This window comes from Pseudomonas sp. Irchel s3b5, from assembly GCF_900187435.1.
Taxonomy (GTDB): Bacteria; Pseudomonadota; Gammaproteobacteria; order Pseudomonadales; family Pseudomonadaceae; genus Aquipseudomonas.
Genome location: NZ_FYDY01000007.1, coordinates 44,776 through 68,139 on the forward strand (window position 1 = coordinate 44,776; position 23,364 = coordinate 68,139).

The window sequence follows — 23,364 nt, forward strand, 5'->3', positions numbered from 1 at the left end:
CCTGAAAACTGGTGTCGCACCGAGGCAGGCGCGACCCCGGAGCCTGCCTCCAATTTTGGGACGGTCATGGTGGCAGCTTCGATGCTGCTGCCTGACGCTTCTACGGCGATTGCAATGGCCATCGGCGCCGATGCTGGGCTAGGTCGAATGGCCGGTGGTGGCATCATGCAAAACCGCATGAATTGGGTGTTGCGCGGGGCGGCTGGGCCAGCCAGCATTTTTGTTATGGGGATGCTCCCCAGCAAAATGGGGGACGGTACGCTGCACACTGATGAGCAACTGCGCACCATGACTCAAGCCACCACCCGTGTACGTTTCCAGTTCCGTCGTGATGCCGAGGGCGTGCTACAGGTGTATGGCATCCACACTGGCGCATCAGGTGATGATTCCGTGCGTACCGTGCAGGTCAAATGGAACGCCACCAAAACCGCAATGGAAGCCACGCTCAATGGCCTCACCATTCTCTGGACGCCTCAGCGCGGGCCATTGGGTTTGATGCCGCCGTTGACCTATCCCGACAACAGCGGCGCGCACCTGGGCACGATCCTGGTACACCCGATTGCCGATGGTATCGACAGTCAGATTGAAGGCTTGCCAGGCGAGAACATCACCACTGATGACTGCATTCTAGTGTTCCCTGTTGATACAGGCCTGAAGTCGCTGTATGTGGTGTTCGCACGACCTATTGGCGGCGACCACAGCTATCACCCAGCCCCCAAAGGGCTGACGGCTTTCCCAGATGCAGTGAGGGACAAGTCAAAAAACTCGGTAAAGGGCGGCGGCGGCCTGCGCAGACGCTGGAGAGATCGCAAGGGCCGGATCTATGAATGGGACTCCGAGAATGGAAGGGTTGAGCTATACGACAAGCAAGGCAAGCATCTCGGAGAGTTCAACCCTGAAACGGGAGAGCGAACAAAAGACGCCGAGCCTGGCCGAAAAACACCGAAGTAATTAAAGGGGAAAATCATGCATCTATGCATCACTGGTTTTTTGAAGGGCGACAGCGACGACACCGCGCTGAAGTATGAGTTAGACGTAGGGCTAGGCTCTGAACAAGCTGTACTGGAGGTAATGGGGTGGAAAAGCCTTGCAGAAAGCCCTGATGGCGAGTGGCTGCTAACGGACGAGCAATCTCAAAGAATTGCGGTTGCGGTTGATGAGCTGCTACCAAGCGATCTAGATCTATTCATCGCTGTAGAGGCTTAAGTCGCATTGCGGGCGCCTGTTGAGACCTGGATCAGTACCTCAAACAACTGCACTGATGTGCATTGAACCGGGATGAAGTGCACTGCTGTGCTCCGGCGTTCGTATGGTACTGGCGGCTGTCAAAGTGGGATGAGCCGGGATAAAACGGGATGAGGCGGGATGGCGCCTGGTGTTAATCGCTTGGCGCCACCCCAAGGATTACCCAAACCTGACGGTCAGCCAAGGAAGATTGGCGCGTCCGAAAGCACGCACCGACCAAGTTTTTGCGAAGTCCTGCACCTCTGAAAACTGGTGTCGCACCGAGGCAGGCGCGACCCCGGAGCCTGCCTCCAATTTTGGGACGGTCATGGTGGCAGCTTCGATGCTGCTGCCTGATGCTTCTACGGCGATTGCAATGGCCATCGGCGCCGACGCCGGGCTAGGTCGAATGGCCGGTGGTGGCATCATGCAAAACCGCATGAATTGGGTGTTGCGCGGGGCAGCCGGTCCGGCCAGTGTTTTTATTTTGGGCATGCTCCCCAGCAAAATGGGAGACGGCACGCTGCACACTGATGAGCAGCTGCGCACCATGACTCAAGCCACCACCCGTGTACGTTTCCAGTTCCGTCGTGATGCCGAGGGCGTGCTACAGGTGTATGGCATCCACACTGGCGCATCAGGTGATGATTCCGTGCGTACCGTGCAGGTCAAATGGAACGCCACCAAAACCGCAATGGAAGCCACGCTCAATGGCCTCACCATTCTCTGGACGCCTCAGCGCGGGCCATTGGGTTTGATGCCGCCGTTGACCTATCCCGACAACAGCGGCGCGCACCTGGGCACCATCCTAGTACACCCGATTGCTGATGGTGTTGACAGTCAGGTTGAAGGCTTGCCAGGCGAGAACATCACCACTGATGACTGCATTCTGGTGTTCCCTGTTGAGACCGGCCTGAAGTCGCTGTATGTGGTATTCGCTCGACCTATTGGCGGCGATCACAGCTATCACCCCGCGCCCAAGGGACTGACTGCGTTTCCAGACGCAACACGCGCAAAACAGATGTCGAGCGTCCAAGGTGGAGGCAAAAAACGAAGTCGTTGGAAAGATCGTAAGGGCAAAATTTATGAATGGGATTATGAAAACGGCAGGGTTGAGCTATACGACAAGCAAGGTAAGCATTTGGGAGAATTCGACCCTGACACGGGGGTGCAAACCAAAGATGCTGAACCGGGGCGCACTACATCAAAGTGATATCGGAGAGCAAAAATGTTTTTAGAGATTACGGGTTTTCTGGCGGAACACGACGAAGATGATTCAATCAAATTTGAACTCGATATAAGTCCTGAGTTTGAGCAAGCAGTTATGGCGGTGCTGGGCTGGCAGGATTTAGCGGCAGAGGCTGATGGCGAGCTTCCGCTAACCAGAACGCAAGTGCAGCAGATTGCCGTAGCAATCAATGAGCAATTGCCGACGAGTCTGGACCTATTCATCGGAGTACGAGCATAGCAACGCCGATCATGAGCGGGCATCAAGCACACTAAATGCGCTGGCCGGGATGAAATGCACCGGCTTCTGTAGTGTATTTACGGTTTTTAAAGTGGGGGGAGGCGGGATGGCTTCGGGTTGTTAGTCGCTTGGCGCCGTCCCCAGGATTACCCAAACTTGACGCTCAGACAGGGCGTACTCGAGCGCTATTCCCGTCACGATTGAACCAATTGAACGCCCCTGGGCAACGCCGTTTTCGACGGCCAGACATATGGACCTATTGCGTAACAGCTTTCTGGCAGCGGTGCGCGACGAGAGATACAGCGACGTGCCGCCGTAATGCTGCACCAGCAGCTTTGCCAGATGCATGTTTCCAACGGTCTTTGCGAATTGTTCCAGCGGGCGCTGCTGTAATCCCACGGGCACCCTGATGTGGTCCCACCCAGCCTCTCAACCAATCCAAGCGCTTTGTCGGCCCCAAGCCTGTGCACCAACCCATCAAAGCCGCTGAGTGGTTTTTGGCTGGCGTCGCTTGTCGCGTTCGGGCGATGCTCTGTATTTGTGTCGGTCATGATTGTTATCCGCGCTGATCGGAACTATTGTCGTGATGGCTGGGAGGCGTCTGTTTTTTTGCAACTGAGTTCCCAAGTGAGTACCCATTTTGTAATTGAACGATTCTGTTGTCAGCAAATATAGGGTGTTGAGTGGGTTGGTTTGGTTCCTGTCTCGGCACCAGCAACACTTGTTTTCAGATGATCCCGAATGGTTCTGAAGGCCAGACAACCGCGCTTCATACGGTTTTTTGCGTCAGAGAGATCCTTGATGATCCAGATCCATCTTCCATTCCCCAGATCAGCGAGAACGCCATGACCGTTAAAGAATTGACCCAAGAAGCCCGTCACGAAGAAGCGCTGAAAAAGTATGTGCTGGACGCGCCCGAGTTGATGGAAGAGATCAAGGACTTGCCTGCCGACGATCAGAAAGACCAGATCCAGTGGGCGTTCGAGGACGAAGCGGAGGCTCAGGGCTTGCAGCCGTGGGAGCTGACACTCAAGTACACCTCAACCCCTGAAGAGTTCGAAGCCAAACGCCTTGCTCTGCACAAGGAAGCGGCCGAAGTCCTGGGTGTCGCGTGGGAAGAGTACTGCGAGATGAACAATCTGGTGGTCTGACAAAAACGCCAGCCTCGAAAGGGCTGGCGTTTTTCATTTCGCAAGAAGCATTCAGATACTCAGGCGCATCGACAGGTCTACCGCCTTCACGTCCTTGGTCATCGCACCAATCGAGATGTAGTCCACCCCGGTCTGCGCAATCGGCAGCAACGTGCTTTCGTTGATTCCGCCGCTGGCCTCCAGTTTTGCCTTGCCTGCGTTCAAGCGTACGGCTTCGCGCATGTCATCCAGGCTCAGTTCGTCGAGCATGATGATGTCGGCACCGGCCGCCAGCGCTTCCTTCAGTTCGTCCAGGCTTTCAACTTCAATCTCTACCGGTTTGCCCGGTGCGATCTTGTGTGCGGCAGCGATGGCTTCAGGGATGCCACCGCTGGCAGCAATATGGTTTTCCTTGATCAGGAAGGCGTCATACAGGCCGATGCGGTGGTTGTGGCACCCGCCGCAGGTCACGGCGTACTTTTGCGCCAGGCGCAGCCCCGGCAGGGTCTTGCGGGTATCGAGCAGCTTGACCTGGGTTTCGGCGACGAAATCCGCCAGGTATTGCGCGCGAGTGGCCACGCCCGAGAGCATTTGCAGGAAGTTCAGGGCACTGCGTTCGCCCGTCAGCAGTGAGCGCGCCGGACCTTCGAGGTGGAACAGCACCTGATTGGGTACCACCCGTTCGCCATCAGCGACTTGCCAGTGCACCGCCACCCGAGGGTCCAGTTGCCGAAACACGGTATCTACCCAGGCAGTACCGCTGATGACGGCCGCGTCCCGGGTAATGATGGTGGCTTTAGCCAGGCGTTCGGCCGGGATCAACTGCGCGGTGATGTCGCCGCTGCCGATGTCTTCACGCAACGCACGGCGTACGTTGGCTTCGATTTCGGCGGTCAGATCGGCGAGACGTAGATTCGGCATAACGGACTCCACAAACAAAGTGGCTCGATTATAGGGGCATGGCGGGCCTCGACCCAAGACACCCGATGGGCTCAAGTTCTGCATTTGGTCGAATGCGTGACCAATCGCTTGTGGTGACAGGCCTCTCAAACACCTCAATCGCGGCAAGTGATCGCGCCCGGAGGGTCTATCGCGGCATACTGTTGCCAACACTGTCGTCGTAGAAGGAACCGGTATGCAGTTGGACCCCGCGAGCGGTTGGTGTCAGGGCGCGAAGTTATGCCCCTCGCCCAACTTCAATGCGCGCCCTGAGGGCGAAGTTTCCCTGTTGGTGATCCATAACATCAGCCTGCCGCCAGCGCAGTTCGCCACCGGCAAGGTGCAGGAGTTTTTCCAGAATCGTCTGGATGTCACGGAACATCCCTACTTTGAGGGGATTGCTGACCTGCGTGTGTCTGCGCACTTTTTGATCGAGCGTGATGGGGCCGTCACCCAGTTTGTCTCTTGCCTTGAGCGGGCATGGCACGCGGGTATCTCGTGTTTCGAAGGGCGGGAAACCTGTAACGATTTTTCGGTGGGCATCGAGCTTGAAGGCACGGATGATCTGCCATTCACCGATGCGCAATACCGCGCATTGACCGCCCTGACCCGACAACTGCAAAAGACCTACACGGCCATTACGACACAGCGCATCTGCGGGCATAGCGACATTGCACCCGGGCGCAAAACCGATCCGGGGCCGGCGTTCGACTGGGCACGCTATCGTACCGCCCTGGCACAAGAGGAAGGACAATGAGTTTTCTGGTGTTGCTGTTGGCGGTCTGGATCGAGAAGTTCTCGGCCCTGCGCCACAGGATTCAGCACGATGGTGGCTGGGTACGCGAGCTGAACAAGCTTGAAACCAACCCGCGACTGGAGAACCGCCCGTGGCTGGTATTGACGGTCTTGGTGCTGCTGCCGGTCGCGTTGCTGGGCTTGTTGCTGGTGGTACTGGAACCGGTGGCCTATGGATTGCTGGCGTTGCCGATTCACCTGCTGGTGGTTATCTACAGCCTGGGGCGGGGTGATTTGCTGGCGGATCTTGGACCGTTTCGCGATGCCTGGCGTCGAGAGGATCTGCAAGGCGCGGCTCATGTGGCCAATCGAGATCTCGGCATTTGCGCAGACAGTGCCGAGCAACTGCTGGAAAAGGTCGAGGGGCATTTGCTCTGGGAGGCGTACCAGAGCTTCTTTGCGGTGATTTTCTGGTATTTCCTGCTCGGCCCGGTGGCGGCGCTGAGTTATCGATTGCTGGCACTGGCGCAAGAGCATTCCCGGAACCCGGCCGTCGTCGAGCGTGCGGCCCAGCTGCGTCATGCGTTCGATTGGGTGCCGGTACGCCTGCTGGCGGCGAGCGTTGCCCTGGTCGGCAATTTCGTGGCGGTCAGCCGGGTGATGTTGCATGAGTTGCTGAACTGGAACATCAGCGCCGCGCAGCTGATCGAAAAGGTTGGGCTGGTAGCGGGTGAAATCCCGGCCCCGGTGGTGGGGCCTGAGGGCATCAACAACCTGGACCGGCTCTGGGAACTGCTGCTGCGTGCCGCCGTGCTGTGGTATGCCGGATTTGCGCTATGGACTGTTTTTCGGCCCTGATTTGCGCCTGGAAATAAAAGATCGCATTCATCTGGCGCTGCCGGTGTCTGCGATCTTTTGCCGTTTACCTTAAGTTACAAAACCTTCCGCCGATTTAAGTTATACAGAGATAGCGCCGCATAGTGGCTATCTGCTGTCGTTCTGCGCCTGCTTATAAAAAAAATAAGAAATCGAAGGGAGACACCCAGTGAAGAGCTTGCTCTATCCCGCTGTCGCGCTGATGAATCGGCTGAGTTTCGGCATGAAGTTCAGTCTGATCAGCGTACTGTTCCTGGTGCCGATGCTGGTGACCAACTTTTATCTGGTGCGTGACTCCTATCGCGAATTCCAGGGTACGCAGGTCGAACTGCAAAGCCTGGACCTGTTGGGCAGCAGCCTGACATTGCGTCGCGATCTGGAAACCCTGAACAATCTGGTGCAGATCAACGTCACGCTGGGTCAGTCCGGCAAGGCCAGTAACGTCGAGTCGAAAATCAGTGCCCTTGAACAAAATATTCTGACGCGCCTGCAAGGGCTGACGGCGATGACCACCGACCCCGAGCAGGTCGCGGTGTTTGATGGCAAACGCGATGAAATGATCGCCGCATTCAAGACCCAGCAAGCGGAAAGCTCCCTGCAAAGCAAAAGTGCGCTGATCGGCAAACTGGTGAGCAATGCCCAGGTTTTCAGCCAGGTCATCACCGGTCAGGCCGGTCTGAGCCGCGATAACCAGAGCGACATTCGTCAACTCAGCGAACTCGTTACCCTCGTCACCCCGCGCGTCACTCAGATTCTGGGAGAAGGTCGGGCGATGGGTTCTTATTCGCTGGGGCAGGGGTTTATCAACTCGGCTTCGAGTACCCGTTTCGATGAGTTACTGGCGCAGATTGAAAAGCTCCAGGCCGAGTATGGCCTGAAGTTGCAGGACGCTTTGAGCTCCAGCCCGGCGGCGCGCGCGACCCTGGCCGCCCAGGCCGATAGCAGCCGGGCATCCTTGAAGAAGGCCAGTGAGCTGTTCGAAGAACAGGTGGTCATGGCCGACACCCTCGATACGCCATGGCAGGGCTTTTACGATCAAGTGACGGTCTTGATCGATCAGACCTACCAGCTCAACGAAGCGACCCTGAAGTTTCTCGGCCCTCAATTGCAGCAACGGCTGGAGCAGAACCGCACGCACATGATCCTGCAGGCCGTGGCGCTGTCGGTGGTGTTCGTGTTGATTTTTTATCTCTACGGCGCGTTCTATGCCTCGACCCGCACCACGCTCAAACGCTTGGGGGCGGTGATGGACAAAGTGGCGGCGGGCGACATGACCGTGACCTTCAGTGCCAACAGTCGCGATGAACTGGGCGAGTTGGGCGAGGTGTTCAACGGCACGGTGAAAAAAATCCATGACCTGATCGAGCGGGTCGGACACACCGTCAGCGAAGTCGAGCGTCAGGCCGGGCAGGTGGAAAACGTATCCGCGCAGAGCAACCAGGCCGTCGCCGGCCAGCGCACGCAGATCGAGCAAGTAGCGACGGCGATGAACCAGATGTCGGCGACCTCCCAAGAGGTTGCGCGCAGTGCCGCCGCGGCGGTGAGCAGCGCCCACAGCGTCAATGACGAGACCATCAGCGGGCGCGGCCTGGTCGAGTCCCAGCAAGGCAGTATTGCGGCGCTCGCCAGTGAAATCGATCAATCGGTGGTGGTGATCAATCAACTGGCCAGTGACAGTCAGTCCATCAGCCGCGTGCTGGAAGTGATCAAGAGCATCGCCGAGCAGACCAACCTGTTGGCGCTCAACGCGGCGATTGAAGCCGCACGGGCCGGTGAGCAGGGCCGTGGTTTTGCGGTGGTGGCGGACGAAGTCCGGACCCTGGCCAAACGCACCCAGCAATCGACCGAAGAAATCGAGCAGATGATCACCAAGCTCCACGGTGGCGTCGGCGCAGCAGTCAAGGCCATGGGCACCAGCCATCAGATGGCCAATGGCACGGTGAGCCAGTCAGAGAAGGTCCAGCAGGCGCTTGAAAATATCCTCGGTGCAGTCGGCATGATCGTCGACCAGAACCAGCAAATCGCAGCGGCGGTGGAACAGCAAACCGCTGTGGCTCACGACATCGACCAGAACATCGTCGAGATCAACCGCGCCGGCGAGCGTACTGCTGAAGGCGCGCACCAGACCGAAGATGCCAGCCGAGCGTTATCGGCGCAGGTGGTGGAGTTGAAGCAGTTGATCAGCGCGTTTAGGGTTTGAAAAGTGTCCCGGGACCCTGTGGGAGCTGGCTTGCCAGCGATGGTGGCGTGTCAGGCGACGAAGGACATGGTTAAGACAGTTGCTCCCACAGTTGGCTGGTGCTGGCAGTTATGACCAGTTAAACAACTCGCAAGCATTGGCCGTACTGGCTACGGCCAATTGCTCGGGGGTGATCGCCATGATGTCGGCCAGTGCCGCGCAGATCGCCGGCAAATGCGCCGGGCTGTTGCGTTGGCCGGGGAACATGGCGGGCGCCATGTCCGGGGCATCGGTTTCCAATACCACAGCATCCAGCGGCAGCTCGGCGAGCACGCGGTGCATGCGCAGTGCTTGAGGCCAGGTCGCGGCACCGCCGAGCCCCAGCTTGAAACCCAGCTTGATGTATTCCCGGGCTTCTTCCTTGCTGCCGGCAAAGGCGTGGATGATGCCGGCGCGTTTGAGCTTGAAGCGTTTGAGCGTGGCAATCACCGCGGCATGACTGCGCCGTACATGGATCAGTGCTGGAAGATTGAAGTCCGCCGCCAGTTGTAGCTGTGCGTCGAACAATGCCTGCTGGCGTTCGCGGTCGAGGGTTTCGATGAAATAGTCCAGACCGATTTCGCCCACAGCGCACAGTTGCCGATGGCCGGCCAGACGGGTCAGCCAATCGCCGAGTTCGCTCAAGTCTTCAGGGCGATGATCGTTCAGATACACCGGATGCAAACCGAACGCCGCATACAGGTCGGGATCGCTTTGCACCCGCTCCCAGACCCGTTGCCAATTGCCTTGATAAACCCCCAGCACCACCATTCGCCGCACCCCGAGTGCGCGGCTTTCGGCCATCAGCGCCTGGCGGTCAGCGTCAAAATCCGGAAAATCCAGATGGGTGTGGGTGTCGATCAGTTCCACGGCTCAGTCCTGACGAATCCGCTGCTTGAACGTCCGCCCGATGGCTTGCACGCCAGGCTGGTAATCGGACTGTTCGATGGCGGCCAGTGCCAGCGCGAGGGCCTTGTCGGCAATCAGCTGATGTTGTTGGGACATGGCGTTGACCGGCAGCGGCAGGAAGTCCAGCAGTTGCGTGTCACCGAACGTGCCGAGGCGTAGCGGACGGTTTTTCAGCGGGAAGTCGTGCAAGGCGTCGAACACACCCTGGAGCAGCACGTAGGAAGTCGTCACCAACGCATCGGGCAAGTGCCCCAGGCGCTGCAGCAGATCTTCCATCAGTTGCTTGCCGCACTCGCGGCTGAAGGACTCGCCTTCTTCGATCAGCACCTCACCGTTGAAACCGGCCAGAGCCTCTTTGAACCCGGCGGCGCGTTCCTGACTGATGCTCAGCTCAGGGCGGGCACCGATCAGCACGATCTGTTTGGGCAAAGGATCGAGCAGGCTGCGGGTCAATTGCAGGCTGGCCTCGCGGTCGTCGCTGATCACCGAGCAAAAGTGCTCAGGATCCATGACCCGGTCGATGGCGATGATCGGAATGCCCTTGGCTTGCAACTGACGATAGCTGTCGTCACCGGCCGGCAGGCAACTGGCGACAATCAAGGCATCGCAGCGCCGGGCACGGAACAGTTGCAGTAATTGCCGTTCGCTGTCTGGTGCATCATCGGAACTGGCGATCAGCAACTGATAGCCCCGAGCCCGTGCACCTTGTTCCAGCAATTTGGCGATGCGCGCGTAACTGGGGTTTTCCAGATCCGGCAGAATGAAGCCCAATGTTCGGGTGTGTCGGCTGCGCAAACCGGCCGCTTGAGGATTGGGCGTGAAGCCGTGTTGTTCGACGACGGCGCGCACGCGATCAACGGTGGCACGGCTGATGCGCTGCTGTTCGGCCTTGCCATTGATGACGTAGCTGGCGGTGGTAACGGACACACCGGCCAACTGGGCAATATCACTGAGTTTCAACCCGCTGTTTCCTTGTTTTTTCGAGCTAGCCTCGAGATTTTCGTCAATCCTAACCGATTCAGCCAGGCGACCCGGTTGCAATGCATCCGACAAGTTGAGCTTCAAGGATGGGTCATTATCGAGTAACGTGCCATTTATTCTAGATTAAACGTTTCAGCAAGCGTATTTTCTACGCTTTAAGCGCCTTTGGCCGGTGCTGCCGTAAAACCGCCAAATGTAACGACCAAGCGCCTAAGCTGATCCATTCAAAACAATACCTGGTGCCCCAAGGCGCCAAAAAGGAGAACGCATGCTCGAGCTCACTGTAGAGCAGATATCCATGGGCCAATCGGCTGTGGATAAGTCCGCAGCGTTGCAGTTGCTGGCCGGGCATCTGGTCGCCGACGGCCTGGTTGCCGAAGGTTATCTCGCCGGATTGCAGGCGCGGGAGGCCCAGGGCTCGACCTTTCTCGGTCAAGGCATTGCCATCCCCCACGGCACGCCACAAACCCGCGATCAGGTGTTCACCACAGGCGTGCGGCTGATGCAGTTCCCTGAAGGGGTGGATTGGGGCGATGGTCATATCGTCTATCTGGCGATTGGAATTGCCGCCAAGTCCGACGAGCACCTGCGTCTCTTGCAACTGCTGACCCGCGCGCTCGGTGAGACGGATCTGGGCCAGGCCCTGCGCCGCGCCAGCTCTGCTGAAGCGTTGCTGAAATTGCTCCAGGGCGCGCCGCAGGAACTGGCGCTGGATGCGCAGATGATCGGCCTCGGTGTGGCCGCTGAAGACTTCGAAGAGTTGGTCTGGCGTGGCGCACGTCTGTTGCGCCACGCCGACTGCGTGAGCAACGGTTTTGCCGCCGTGTTGCAGCAGGTCGAAGCGCTGCCGCTGGGCGAGGGGCTGTGGTGGTTGCACAGCGAGCAAACGGTGAAGCGTCCGGGCCTGGCTTTCGTGACGCCGGACAAACCGCTGCGCTATCTCGGCCAGCCGCTCAATGGTTTGTTCTGCCTGGCCAGCCTGGGTGAAGCCCATCAGGCGTTGCTCGAGCGTTTGTGCGCGTTGCTGATTGAAGGCCGTGGCCACGAACTGGGCCGCGCCACCAGCAGTCGCAAGGTGTTGGAAGTGCTCGGCGGTGAATTGCCGGCCGATTGGCCGAGCGCACGCATCGCGCTGGCCAACGCCCACGGTCTGCATGCACGCCCGGCGAAGATCCTCGCGCAACTGGCGAAAAGTTTTGACGGTGAAATCCGCGTGCGCATTGTCGATGGTCAGGACAGCGCCGTGTCGGTGAAGAGTTTGAGCAAGTTGCTCAGCCTCGGCGCCCGCCGCGGTCAGGTGCTGGAAATCATCGCCGAGCCGAGCATCGCTGCCGATGCATTGCCCGCATTGCTGGCCGCCATCGAAGAAGGCCTGGGTGAAGAGGTCGAGCCATTGCCGGCAGTGATTGCGCCCTCCGAAGTGCCGGCCGATATCGCCGAGGTACTGCTCGCACCGGCCTCCGGCAGCCAGGTCCAGGCCATCGCCGCCGCGCCGGGCATCGCCATCGGCCCGGCTCACATCCAAGTGCTGCAAACCATCGATTACCCGCTGCGCGGTGAGTCCGCCGCCATCGAGCGCGAGCGACTCAAGCACGCATTGGCGCAAGTACGCCAGGACATTCAGGGCTTGATCGAGCGCAGCCAGGCCAAGGCGATCCGCGAGATCTTCATCACCCACCAGGAAATGCTCGACGATCCGGAACTGACCGACGAAGTCGACACCCGTCTCAAGCAGGGCGAAAGCGCCGAAGCTGCGTGGATGGCCGTGATTGAAGCGGCCGCCAGGCAACAGGAAGCGCTGCACGATGCGTTGCTCGCCGAGCGCGCCGCTGATTTGCGCGACATCGGTCGCCGCGTGCTGGCGCAACTGTGCGGCATCGAAACTCCGAGCGAACCCGATCAGCCGTACATTCTGGTGATGGATGAAGTCGGCCCGTCCGATGTGGCACGTCTGGATCCGGCGCGTGTGGCCGGGATTCTCACGGCCCGCGGCGGTGCGACAGCGCACAGCGCGATTGTTGCCCGGGCGCTGGGGATTCCGGCGCTGGTGGGCGCCGGGCCGGCGGTGTTGCTACTGGCGCCGGGCACGCCGTTGTTGCTCGATGGACAGCGCGGTCGCCTGCATGTGGATGCCGATGCCGCGACCTTGCAACGCGCCACCGCCGAACGTGACTCACGTGAACAACGCCTGACGGCCGCCGCCGAACAACGTCATCTACCGGCGCTGACCAGCGATGGCCACGCTGTCGAAGTGTTCGCCAATCTCGGTGAAAGCGCCGGTGTCACCCGCGCGGTGGAGCAGGGCGCCGAAGGTATCGGCCTGCTGCGCACCGAACTGATTTTCATGGCGCATCCGCAAGCGCCGGACGAAGCGACCCAGGAAGCCGAGTACCGCCGTGTTCTCGATGGTTTGGCCGGGCGCCCGCTGGTGGTGCGCACCCTCGACGTCGGCGGTGACAAACCGCTGCCGTACTGGCCGATCGCCAAGGAAGAAAACCCGTTCCTCGGCGTGCGCGGCATTCGCCTGACCTTGCAGCGCCCGAAGATCATGGAAGCGCAGTTGCGCGCCTTGCTGCGGTCGGCCGACAACCGTCCATTGCGGATCATGTTCCCGATGGTCGGCAGCGTTGACGAGTGGCGGCAGGCCCGAGACATGACGGAGCGCCTGCGCCTGGAAATCCCGGTCGCCGACCTGCAACTGGGGATCATGATCGAAGTTCCGTCCGCCGCATTGCTGGCGCCTGTTTTGGCCAAAGAGGTCGACTTCTTCAGCGTCGGCACCAACGACCTGACGCAATACACCCTGGCCATCGATCGCGGCCATCCGACCCTGTCAGGCCAGGCGGATGGCTTGCATCCAGCCGTGCTGCAACTGATCGACATCACCGTGCGAGCAGCCCATGCCAATGGCAAATGGGTGGGTGTGTGCGGTGAGTTGGCGGCTGATCCGCTGGCGGTGCCGGTGCTGGTCGGGCTGGGTGTGGATGAACTCAGTGTCGGCGGTCGCAGCATCGCCGAGGTCAAGGCGCGGATTCGCGAACTCAGCTTCACTCAGACTCAAACCCTCGCCCAACAGGCCCTGGCCGTGGGCAGCGCCGATGAAGTGCGCGCATTAGTGGAGGCCCTGTAATGGCCCGGATTCTCACCCTGACCCTCAACCCGGCGCTGGACCTCACCGTCCAGCTGCCACGCCTGGACGCTGGTCAGGTCAACCGCAGCGACGTCATGCACACCCACGCGGCCGGTAAAGGCGTGAACGTGGCACAGGTGTTGGCCGACCTCGGGCATCAACTGACCGTCAGCGGTTTTCTCGGCGAAGACAACCTGCAAGCGTTCGAAACCCTGTTCGCCAAACGCGGCTTTGTCGATGCTTTCATCCGTGTTCCCGGCGAGATTCGCAGCAACATCAAACTGGCGGAAAGCGATGGACGCATCACTGACATCAACGGCCCCGGCCCACACGTCGATGCAGCGGCGCAGCAGGCGTTGATCGAAAGACTGGAGCAGATCGCACCGGGGCATGACGCGGTCGTTGTCGCCGGTAGCCTGCCGCAGGGTGTCAGCCCTGAATGGTTGCAGGCGCTGATTGTGCGATTGAAAAGCCTGGGTTTGAACGTTGCCCTCGACACCAGCGGCGATGCGCTGCGTGCCGGGCTCAACGCGGCGCCGTGGCTGATCAAGCCCAACACTGAAGAACTGGCAGAAGTGTTGGGCTGCGACGTGGTGTCGGTCGTTGCCCAGGCTGAAGCGGCGGAGCGTTTGCACGCCCAGGGCATCGAGCATGTGGTGATTTCCCACGGTGCCGAAGGTGTGAACTGGTTCAGTGTTGGCTCGGCGCTGCATGCCACGCCGCCCAAGGTCCGCGTCGCCAGCACGGTGGGCGCAGGCGATTCGTTGCTCGCGGGGATGCTTCACGGTTTGCTCAGTGCCGACACGCCCGAGCAAACCTTGCGCACGGCCACGGCGATTGCCGCGATGGCGGTGACCCAGATCGGTTTCGGCATTGACGATGCGGCGCAGCTGGCGCGGCTCGAACAGGGTGTGCGCGTGCGTCCCCTGACAGAACAATAAGAGGGTTTGTCATGAAATTAGCCATTGTTACGGCCTGCCCGAACGGCATGGTCACCAGTGTGCTGTGCGCCCGGTTGCTGGATGCCGCGGCCCAGCGTCAGGGCTGGAGCACCAGCGTCGAAGTCAGCGATGCCGCACACCCTGAACGCCAATTGTCGGCCGCGACTATCGACGATGCCGAGTGGGTATTGCTGGTGACCAGCGCGCCAGTGGACATGTCCCGATTTGTTGGCAAGCGGGTGTTCCAGAGCGCGCCGGCCCAGGCCCTGCAAGATGTTGATGCGCTGCTGCGACGCGGAGCCCAGGAAGCGCAGGTGTACGCGGCGCCCGAAGCAATTGTCGAATCCGTTGCCGTTGCCCACAGCATCCCGCGACTGGTCGCGGTCACCGCCTGCCCAACCGGCGTGGCGCACACCTTCATGGCCGCCGAAGCCTTGCAGCAAGCGGCCAAACGCTTGGGTTATGACCTGCAAGTGGAAACCCAGGGCTCGGTCGGTGCGCGCAATCCGCTGAGCGCCGCGGCGATTGCCGAGGCGGATGTGGTGTTGCTGGCGGCGGACATCGAAGTCGCCACCGAGCGATTCGCCGGCAAAAAGATTTACCGTTGCGGCACCGGGATTGCACTTAAGCAAGCCGAAGCGACCCTGAAAAAAGCCTTGGCCGAAGGCAAGCAGGAAAGCGCGTCCACTGGGACCAGCGCGCCGGCCAAGTCTGAGAAAACCGGCGTCTACAAACACCTGTTGACCGGTGTGTCGTTCATGCTGCCGATGGTGGTGGCGGGCGGTCTTATGATTGCGCTGTCGTTCGTGTTCGGCATCACGGCGTTCAAAGAGGAGGGCACGCTGGCGGCGGCGCTGATGCAGATTGGCGGCGACACCGCGTTCAAATTGATGGTGCCGTTGCTGGCGGGTTACATCGCCTATTCCATTGCCGACCGTCCGGGCCTGGCGCCGGGGATGATCGGCGGCTTGCTAGCGAGTACCCTGGGCGCCGGTTTTATCGGCGGGATCATTGCCGGTTTTCTCGCCGGTTATGCAGCCAAGGCGATCAACCGTTATGCACGGTTGCCGCAAAGCCTTGAGGCGCTGAAACCGATCCTGATCATCCCGTTGCTGGCGAGCCTGTTCACCGGTCTGGTGATGATTTACGTGGTCGGCAAACCGGTGGCCGGAATGCTCGCCGGGCTGACGCATTTTCTCGACAGCATGGGCACCACCAACGCGATCCTGCTCGGTGTGTTGCTGGGCGGCATGATGTGCGTCGACCTCGGCGGACCGATCAACAAAGCCGCGTATGCGTTTTCGGTCGGGCTGCTGGCGTCGCAGAGTTATGCACCGATGGCGGCGACCATGGCCGCTGGCATGGTGCCGCCGATTGGCCTGGGCATCGCCACCTTCATCGCCCGGCACAAGTTCGCCCAGACCGAGCGCGAGGCCGGTAAAGCGGCGTTTGTGTTGGGGCTGTGTTTCATCTCCGAAGGGGCTATTCCGTTCGCGGCGAAAGACCCGCTGCGAGTGATTCCCGCGAGCATTGCCGGCGGTGCGCTGACCGGTGCGTTGTCGATGTATTTCGGCTGCAAACTGATGGCGCCCCACGGCGGTTTGTTTGTGCTGGCGATTCCGAATGCGATCAATCATGCCTTGTTGTATTTGCTGGCGATTGTCGCGGGGAGTCTGTTGACGGCGGTGGCGTATGCCGTGGTCAAACGGCCGGAGACGGTGGAGCTGGCGCTGGAGCCTGTCAAAGCCTGATCTCTCAGGTGGAGTGATCTGTGGCGAGGGAGCTTGCTCCCGTTGGGTCGCGAAGCGGCCCCTCTTTATCAAAAGAATGGGACTGCTGCGCAGTCCAACGGGAGCAAGCTCCCTCGCCACAGAGTTCGGTTCCTGTCACCTCTACTTCATCCAGCCATGCTTTAGTTTTTCCATTTCAGGGAGAACACCATGAGCGAATTCGATCCCGGGCGTCGCCGGGTCATGCAAGCGGTTGGTGCCGGATTGCTGTTGCCGGGGCTGGCGCCGGCGGTGATTGCGTCGGTCAAGGATCGGCCGCAACTCACGGATGGCGTGCAGTCCGGTGACCTTTTGGGCGACCGGGCGATTATCTGGAGTCGCAGCGACCGTCCTGCGCGGATGGTGGTCGAGTGGGACACCCGCAGCGTGTTCACCAACCCCCGACGATTCGTCTCTCCCCTGGCCGATGCCCGCACTGATTTCACCGCCCGGGTCGAACTCACCGGGCTGCCCGCCGATCAGGCGATTTTCTATCGTGTGCAGTTTGAAGATGCCCAGACCGGCGTGACCAGTGAGCCCTGGTTCGGTCACTTGCGCAGTGTGCCGCAGACCCGCCGCGACATCCGTTTTGTCTGGAGCGGCGATACCGTCGGCCAAGGCTTCGGCATCAACCCGGACATTGGCGGCATGCGCATTTATGAAGCCATGCGTCGGCGCCTGCCGGACTTTTTTATCCACAGCGGTGACAGCATTTACGCCGACGGTCCCGTGCCAGCTCAGCTCACCACCGAAAGCGGCCGGGTGTGGCGCAACATCACCACCGAGGCCAAGAGCAAAGTGGCTGAGACCGTGGATGATTACCGTGGCAATTATCGCTACAACCTGATGGACGAAAACATCCGTCGTTTCAACGCCGAGGTCCCGCAGATCTGGCAGTGGGATGACCATGAAGTGGTGAACAACTGGTCGCCGGGAAAACAACTGGACGCGCGCTACCTGAGTAAAGATATCCACAGCCTGGTGGGCCGTGCACGTCAGGCCTGGCTCGAATATGCACCGATGCGGTTGCAGAGTGCCGATGGTGGCGGGCGGATGTATCGTCAGCTCGGTTACGGGCCGCTGCTTGATGTGTTCGTGCTCGACATGCGCAGTTATCGCGGTGCCAATGACGACAATCTCGGTGCTGCAAAACCGTTCCTTGGGCGCGAGCAACTGGACTGGCTGAAGACGTCGCTCAAAGCGTCGAAAGCCCAATGGAAAATCATCGCCGCCGACATGCCGATTGGCCTGGGTGTGGGCGACGGAGAAGTCAGCCCCGGTGTGCCGCGCTGGGAAGCGGTGGCCAATGGTGATCCCGGACCGGCCCAGGGACGAGAGCTGGAGGTCGCTGAACTGCTCGGTTTTCTGCGGGCGCAGCAAGTGCGCAATTTTGTGTTCATTACGGCGGATGTGCATTACTGCGCGGCGCATCATTACCATCCGGACAGGGCCGCTTTTCAGGATTTCGAACCGTTCTGGGAGTTCGTTGCCGGACCGCTGAATGCCGGCAGTTTCGGGCCTGATGCGCTGGATAAAACCTTCGGCCCGGAGGTCGTGTTCGAGAAGGCGGCGCCAGTGCAAAACGCCTCGCCGTTTGCCGGGTTTCAGTTTTTTGGCGAGGTGAACATTGACGGGCAAACAGGGGAGTTGAGTGTGGTGTTGCGGGATCTGGATGGGGTGTCGGTGTTCGAGCAGAAGCTACAACCGGTTTGATTAACCCTTGAATCCCTGTAGGCGCGAGCCTGCTCGCGAAGGCGTCGTGTCAGTCAACATCATCGTTGCTGACATTCCGCTTTCGCGAGCAGGCTCGCTCCTACAGTGGGATGCGGTGAATCAGTAGACGTCGCGGCGGTAGCGGCCTTGTTCTATCAGCCGTTCGACTTCGGCGGCGCCAAGTAGGTCGTTGAGCACCTGATCCACGCCTGACGCCATGCCCTGAAGGCTGCCGCAGATGTAGATCACCGCACCGTCCGCCAGCCATTGTTTCAACTCGTCGGCCGACTCGCGCAGGCGATCCTGTACGTAGATTTTTTCGGCCTGGTCGCGGGAAAACGCCAGGTCGAGGCGTTCGATGTCCCCGGCAATCAACCATTCTTCCAGCTCATCGCGGCACAGGTAATCGTGTTCGCGATGGCGCTCTCCAAACAGCAGCCACTGGCGCTGCTGACCATCGGCAATCCGCGCCTTGAGCAGGCTGCGCAACCCGGCGAGTCCGGTGCCATTGCCCAGCAGAATCATCGGCACCGGTTCGGCCGGCAGATGGAAGCCGCTGTTGCGGCGCACGCGCAGGCTGATCGCGCTGCCTACCGGAGCGTGTTCGGTCAGCCAGCCCGAGCCGACGCCGAGGTTGCCATCGGCATGCACTTCCTGACGCACGATCAACTCCAGCACACCATCGGCCGGGATCGAGGCGATTGAGTATTCGCGCATGGCCAGCGGCACCAGGGCATCGGCCAGCGCTTGCGCGTGCAGGCCGACCAGATGGGTGCGGTTTTCCGGCAGTTGGCGACTGGCCAGAGCCTGTTCGAGGGTTTCCTCCAGGCCGTTGATCCGCACCTTGGTTTCACCGTGAATGCCCAGACCATCAAGGAAGTGCTCGATGGCCCACAGGCAATTGCGCGGCATCACTTCGACGAGGTCGCCCGCCAGCCAGCTGCTGGTGGAGGGCGGTTTGAGGCCCAGCAGGTACACCGGCGAACCACTGCTGTCCGGGTTGAGCAGATCGCGGCGGGTCAGGGTCCAGTTGTCGTAGCTTGGCGCTTGCCAGGTATCCACCGGTGCCTGACCGGTCAGTTGGCCCAGTTGCTGCTGCCAGTGACGCAGGGCGTAAGGATCGCCGCTGTCGACTTCCACCGGGGCGAACAGCGTCTTGCCGCCGTGTTCACCGAGCCAGCTGTGCAAGCGTTTGGCGAAACCGCAGAAGTGCTGATATTGACGGTCGCCCAGTCCGAGGACGGCATAGTTAAGGCGGCCAAGGCTAGGCGTGCGGCCCAGCACTTTGCGTTCGAACCCGCGGGCGCTGTCCGGTGCTTCGCCGTCGCCGAAGGTGCTGACCACGAACAGCGCATTGTCCGAATCATGCAAATCCTGCTCGCTGATGTCGGCCAGTGGCTGCACCTTCACCGGTAAACCGGCGGCCTGCAATTGCCCGGCGGTTTGCCACGCCAGTTGTTCGGCAAAACCGCTCTGGCTGGCGAAACCGATCAGCCAGGCCGGCCCATCGCTGCCCGTTTGCACGAGACCGCTGCGAGCGTCCTTGATCTGGCGTTTCTTGCGGCGGCGATCGAGGTACAACAGCCAGCCAGTGACGAAGAACAGCGGCATGGTCAGGGAGGTGATCATCAGGAGGATGCGCCCGACAATGCCGAAGTAGCTGCCGACGTGCAGCGCGTAGATGCTGGTCAGCAGTTGTGCCTTGAAACTCTTGTCGCTGTAGCGCTCCACTCGCTTGACCACGCCGGTGGCCGGGTCGAGGGTGATCTGGTTGAGCGCACGGTCATGAGGCGAAGTGCTCAGCAGGTAGTAAACCGTCGCAGGTTGGCCGGCCACGGGTGGCATGCGCACGTTGTAGGAACTGAGTTGCGGACCGGCGGCGCTGTAGATGCTGCTCCACATTGCTGCGTAATCGGCGGTCGGTGCCGGACCGCTTGGCCCGGGACCGCGTCCGCCGCGAACGCGTTCGTTCTGCGGCGAATCGGAGAGCAAGCGGGTCAGGCCCTTGTTGTACCACTCATAAGACCAGGTCAACCCGGTCAGCGCCGCCAGAAGGTAAAACACCAGGCACCACGTACCGGCGACCGAGTGCAGGTCCCAGTTGAAGCTGCGGCCCTTTTTCTTCCAGTCCAGGGTCAGCCAGGTGCGCCAGCTTTTCCACTGGCGCGGCCAGCGCAGGTAGAGACCGGACAGGCAGAAAAACACCAGAATCAGCGTGCAGGCACCGGTGATCTGCCGCCCGGTGTCACCCATGGCGAGGAAGCGGTGCAGGCGCAGCATCAGGCCGAAGAAGTCCTGGCCGGTGGCATCGCCCAGGAACTCGGCGGTGTACGGGTTGAAGTAGCGCATCTCGCCGCGGCGTTCACCCGGTGGCGGGGTGAAGAACACTTTGGCGGCATTGCCACTGTCGGTTTCCACCGTGAGCATCGAGACTTTCTTGCCGGAGGCGGCTTCGATTCTCTCTACCAGTTCGGCGGGCGGCAGTACGCCAGCCACCGTTTTTTCGACCTGCAACACAGAGGGGTTGAGTACGCTCAGGATTTCATCCTGAAACGACACGCTCGCCCCGGTGATACCCATCAGGGCCAGGACCAACCCGGCGCTGATGCCGAAAAACCAGTGCAACTGGAACAGGGTTTTCTTCAACACGTCACTCGCCTTGTTCGTTCGAAATTGTCATCACGGCGCGCATTATGCCGTGGGGTTGTCGAGAAGCATTCTTTTTTACGTACAAAAGCCCCGCTCATCTGGATGAACGGGGCCTGGTCCAACACCAACTATGTAGGAGCGAGCTTGCTCGCGAAAAACTCGAGAACGACGCGGGGTGTCAGGCTAGGCGCGTTATCGTTGACGACCATCGCGAGCAGGCTCGCTCCTACATTGATCAGAAGTGGAAGTTGGTGCTCAGCAGCGCGGTACGACCGGCCGCCTGGTTGGCGAAGTGAGTCGAGAACGCCTTGTCGTAGTAGGTTTCGTCGGTCAGGTTCTGCACGTTCAGTTGCAGGTCGACGTTTTTGGTCAGCTTGTAAGCCGCCATCGCGTCGTAGCGAACGTAGGATTCGACCATGGTGGTGTTGGCGGCACTGCCGAATACGTCGTCGACATAGAACGCACCGCCACCGAGGGTCAGCTTCGGCGTGACTTGATAAGTCGTCCACAGGCTGGCGCTGTTTTTCGGTGTGTTCGGCAGTTCGTTACCGTCGTTGGCTTTGTTGGCCGGCATGTCGCCGCCGTCAACTTGCTCGCTGTCCATGTAGGCGTAACCGGCGAAGACCTGCCATTTGTCGGTGAGCTTGCCGCTGGCCGACAGTTCGAAACCTTGAACGCGGGTTTTGCCGACGTTTTCGTACGTGGTGGTGTTGGTTTGCACACGAGCGTTGTCTTTCTCGGTGCGGAAGATGTCAGCGGTCAGCGACAGACGATCATTCAGCAGATCCCACTTGGTACCGATTTCGTAGTTCTTGGTGGTTTCCGGCTCCATGTCGCTGCCCAGCAAGTTGCCGTTGCGATCAGGGGTGCCGCCCAGCGGGTTGCCGTCCTGGCCTTCGCCGAGGGTTGCGCCCGGTGGCGTTGCCGACGTCGCGTAGGACGCATAGATGCTGCCGTTTTCGGCTGGTTTGTAGACCACACCGAATTGACCGGTGACGAACTCGCTGACGTCATCGCCCTTGGAGGTCGTGGTGCCTGCGGCGTTGTAGGTCTTGTAGTCGGTGTCGAAATGGTCGTAGCGCAGGCCCATGTTCACCAGCCACTGTTCGGACAAGGTCAGGGTGTCGAACACGTACAGCGCGTAGGTTTTACCCGTGGTGTCGGTGCCGGCGTAGTTGCGTGTAATCGAACCGTTCCATGGGTCGTTCGGGTTCGGGTTGGACAGCGAGGTGCAGTTGTAACCGCTTGGCGCACCGATCTGCGCCGGATTGCAGGTATTGGTCGCCGCAGCGGTTCTTGGCGTGGTGTCGGTGTTGACGGTGTACGAAGACTTCTGGCTTTCCTCGCGGCTCAACTCGATACCGGTGGCGAAGCTGTTCTTGAACCCGGCGATGTAGACGTCACCAAACAGGTCGGTCTGGTTGGTCGTCGTTTCGGTGTTGCTGACACGGGTGTTGGCCCGGCGCCAGACGCTGCCGTTGTTGACGTTGCCCTTGCTGTCGTCCGGCTGGGTCAGGATGTAGTCCTGCATGCTGTTGCCGTGACGCAGGGTGTTCTTGACGGTCAGCGCGTCGTTCAGGTCGTGCTCGACGGCGATGGTCGCGGTGTCGGTGCGGCCCTTGCGGAAATCGCGGTCGTTCAAGCCGTAGAAGTTGCTGCTGTCGCCACCGTCGTTCGGCTTGTCCGGGTTGGACTTGGTGCGCGCTGCCGAACCTGCAGTCGGGATCGAGTACGGAATGCCCGAGTCCGGGGTGTCGTTGCTCTCGAGATGGTAGTAATCGAGGTTGACGCGGGTGGCGGTGCCCAGGCCGAAGGCCAGGGATGGCGCGATGCCCCAGCGGTCGTAATCGACGCTTTCACGGCCGGCGACGTTGCTTTCGTGGCTCATCAGGTTCAGACGGCCAGCGGCGGTGTCGGTGAACTGGTAGTTGCCGTCGAAGGTGTAGCGCTGGGTCTGGTCGGAACCCCAGGTGAAGCCACCGTCAAGCGAATCGCCCAGGTGCGCTTTTTTGCTCACCAGGTTGATGCTGCCGCCAGCAGCGCCACGACCGCCGATAGCGGAGTTCGGGCCTTTGCTGACTTCGATCGATTCCACGGCGAAGATCTCGCGGCTCTGCGAACCGGTATCGCGCACGCCGTCCAGATAAGTATCGCCCTGGGCGTCGAAGCCGCGAATGAACGGACGGTCGCCCTGTGGGTTACCGCCTTCACCGGCGCCGAAGGTGATGCCTGGAATGGTGCGCAGGGCGTCCTGCATGTTCATGGCGCCGGTGTCTTTCAACACTTGTTGCGGAATGACAGTGACCGAGCGCGGTGTGTCCACCAGCGGTGCGGTGTACTTGGGCGAGGAGGCTTTCTCAACGTTGTAGGAAGTCTCGTCCTGAGCTTCGCCGGTGATGGCGGTAGCGCCCAGGGAAATCACGTTATCCGGAGCTTTTTCGTCGGCCTTTTCCGCCGCGAAAACCATGTGTCCCGCCGAACCGGCAGTAATTGCCATGCCGATGGCCGATGCGAGCAAACGTGGTGAACTGACCGGTACTTGTGGTTGTGAACGTGACATTTGGACTTCCCCTCCCCAAGGATTTGAGGCGGCGGAATATAGGGTAAACACGTATTTGTATCAATTGCGAAACATTACTATTCGTACTGAATTTACATTCTTTACAATTTACCCTTACGGTT

General features: G+C 60.3%; 18 protein-coding genes. 12 read left to right on the plus strand and 6 right to left on the minus strand.

Annotated features, from left to right (window positions below; all coding sequences use genetic code 11):
- The 4 genes from CKW15_RS10130 to CKW15_RS10145 form a co-directional block, all read left to right on the plus strand.
- On the plus strand, positions 1-951 hold a 951-nt coding region (locus tag CKW15_RS10130), incomplete at its 5' end, for an S-type pyocin domain-containing protein (protein ID WP_095058378.1).
- 15 nt (positions 952-966) lie between these two features.
- The gene (locus CKW15_RS10135) at positions 967-1,206 is read left to right on the plus strand and encodes a pyocin S6 family toxin immunity protein (RefSeq protein ID WP_095058379.1); all 240 of its coding nucleotides are present in this window, start codon (positions 967-969) and stop codon (positions 1,204-1,206) included.
- 169 nt (positions 1,207-1,375) lie between these two features.
- Positions 1,376-2,437 (plus strand): S-type pyocin domain-containing protein, encoded by a 1,062-nt coding sequence (locus CKW15_RS10140; protein ID WP_095058380.1) that lies wholly within the window; start codon positions 1,376-1,378, stop codon positions 2,435-2,437.
- 15 nt (positions 2,438-2,452) lie between these two features.
- Positions 2,453-2,692, plus strand: a complete 240-nt coding sequence (locus CKW15_RS10145; protein WP_095058381.1) for a pyocin S6 family toxin immunity protein — start codon at positions 2,453-2,455, stop codon at positions 2,690-2,692.
- 120 nt (positions 2,693-2,812) lie between these two features.
- Here CKW15_RS10145 and CKW15_RS10150 read toward each other — a convergent pair whose 3' ends face one another.
- Positions 2,813-3,040: a Mor transcription activator family protein gene (locus CKW15_RS10150; RefSeq protein ID WP_095058382.1), complete on the minus strand. Its 228-nt coding sequence runs from the start codon at positions 3,038-3,040 to the stop codon at positions 2,813-2,815.
- 497 nt (positions 3,041-3,537) lie between these two features.
- Here CKW15_RS10150 and CKW15_RS10155 point away from each other — a divergent pair, with 497 nt between their 5' ends.
- Entirely contained in the window at positions 3,538-3,843 is a 306-nt protein-coding gene (locus CKW15_RS10155) for a DUF6388 family protein (RefSeq protein ID WP_095058383.1), read from the plus strand.
- Positions 3,844-3,894: 51 nt separating this feature from the next.
- Here CKW15_RS10155 and nadC read toward each other — a convergent pair whose 3' ends face one another.
- Positions 3,895-4,743, minus strand: a complete 849-nt coding sequence (gene nadC / locus CKW15_RS10160) for a carboxylating nicotinate-nucleotide diphosphorylase (RefSeq protein WP_095058384.1) — start codon at positions 4,741-4,743, stop codon at positions 3,895-3,897.
- Positions 4,744-4,957: 214 nt separating this feature from the next.
- Between nadC and ampD the strand changes: the two genes are divergently transcribed.
- From ampD to CKW15_RS29050, 3 genes are all read left to right on the plus strand, one after another.
- Positions 4,958-5,518 carry a 1,6-anhydro-N-acetylmuramyl-L-alanine amidase AmpD gene (gene ampD / locus CKW15_RS10165; RefSeq protein WP_095058385.1) on the plus strand — a complete coding sequence of 187 codons (561 nt, stop codon included), beginning with the start codon at positions 4,958-4,960 and terminating at the stop codon, positions 5,516-5,518.
- Positions 5,515-6,354: a regulatory signaling modulator protein AmpE gene (gene ampE / locus CKW15_RS10170; protein WP_095058386.1), complete on the plus strand. Its 840-nt coding sequence runs from the start codon at positions 5,515-5,517 to the stop codon at positions 6,352-6,354. The genes ampD and ampE overlap by 4 nt, the downstream gene beginning before the upstream one ends.
- A 1,513-nt stretch (positions 6,355-7,867) precedes the next feature.
- On the plus strand, positions 7,868-8,572 hold the full coding sequence (locus CKW15_RS29050) for a methyl-accepting chemotaxis protein (protein WP_371856293.1): 705 nt from the start codon (positions 7,868-7,870) through the stop codon (positions 8,570-8,572).
- Positions 8,573-8,680: 108 nt separating this feature from the next.
- Here CKW15_RS29050 and CKW15_RS10180 read toward each other — a convergent pair whose 3' ends face one another.
- Both CKW15_RS10180 and cra read right to left on the minus strand, forming a co-directional pair.
- Positions 8,681-9,460 (minus strand): TatD family hydrolase, encoded by a 780-nt coding sequence (locus tag CKW15_RS10180; protein ID WP_095058388.1) that lies wholly within the window; start codon positions 9,458-9,460, stop codon positions 8,681-8,683.
- A 3-nt stretch (positions 9,461-9,463) separates the two neighbouring features.
- Positions 9,464-10,459, minus strand: coding sequence for a catabolite repressor/activator (gene cra / locus CKW15_RS10185; RefSeq protein ID WP_095058389.1), 996 nt, complete (start codon positions 10,457-10,459; stop codon positions 9,464-9,466).
- Positions 10,460-10,748: 289 nt separating this feature from the next.
- Between cra and ptsP the strand changes: the two genes are divergently transcribed.
- The 4 genes from ptsP (at position 10,749) to CKW15_RS10205 (ending at position 18,033) form a co-directional block, all read left to right on the plus strand.
- On the plus strand, positions 10,749-13,610 hold the full coding sequence (gene ptsP, locus CKW15_RS10190; RefSeq protein ID WP_095058390.1) for a phosphoenolpyruvate--protein phosphotransferase: 2,862 nt from the start codon (positions 10,749-10,751) through the stop codon (positions 13,608-13,610).
- Positions 13,610-14,551, plus strand: coding sequence for a 1-phosphofructokinase (gene pfkB, locus CKW15_RS10195; RefSeq protein WP_095058391.1), 942 nt, complete (start codon positions 13,610-13,612; stop codon positions 14,549-14,551). Before ptsP ends, pfkB begins: the two co-directional genes overlap by 1 nt.
- 11 nt (positions 14,552-14,562) lie before the next feature.
- Complete coding sequence (locus tag CKW15_RS10200) at positions 14,563-16,302, plus strand: PTS fructose-like transporter subunit IIB (protein WP_095058392.1); 1,740 nt, start codon at positions 14,563-14,565, stop codon at positions 16,300-16,302.
- Positions 16,303-16,491: 189 nt separating this feature from the next.
- Positions 16,492-18,033, plus strand: a complete 1,542-nt coding sequence (locus CKW15_RS10205; protein WP_095058393.1) for an alkaline phosphatase — start codon at positions 16,492-16,494, stop codon at positions 18,031-18,033.
- 120 nt (positions 18,034-18,153) lie between these two features.
- On the opposite strand, the gene CKW15_RS10210 is transcribed toward CKW15_RS10205, so the two are convergent.
- Entirely contained in the window at positions 18,154-20,682 is a 2,529-nt protein-coding gene (locus CKW15_RS10210; RefSeq protein WP_095152083.1) for a sulfite reductase flavoprotein subunit alpha, read from the minus strand.
- A gap of 235 nt (positions 20,683-20,917) precedes the next feature.
- Complete coding sequence (locus CKW15_RS10215; RefSeq protein WP_095058395.1) at positions 20,918-23,242, minus strand: TonB-dependent siderophore receptor; 2,325 nt, start codon at positions 23,240-23,242, stop codon at positions 20,918-20,920.
- Positions 23,243-23,364: the final 122 nt, after the last annotated feature.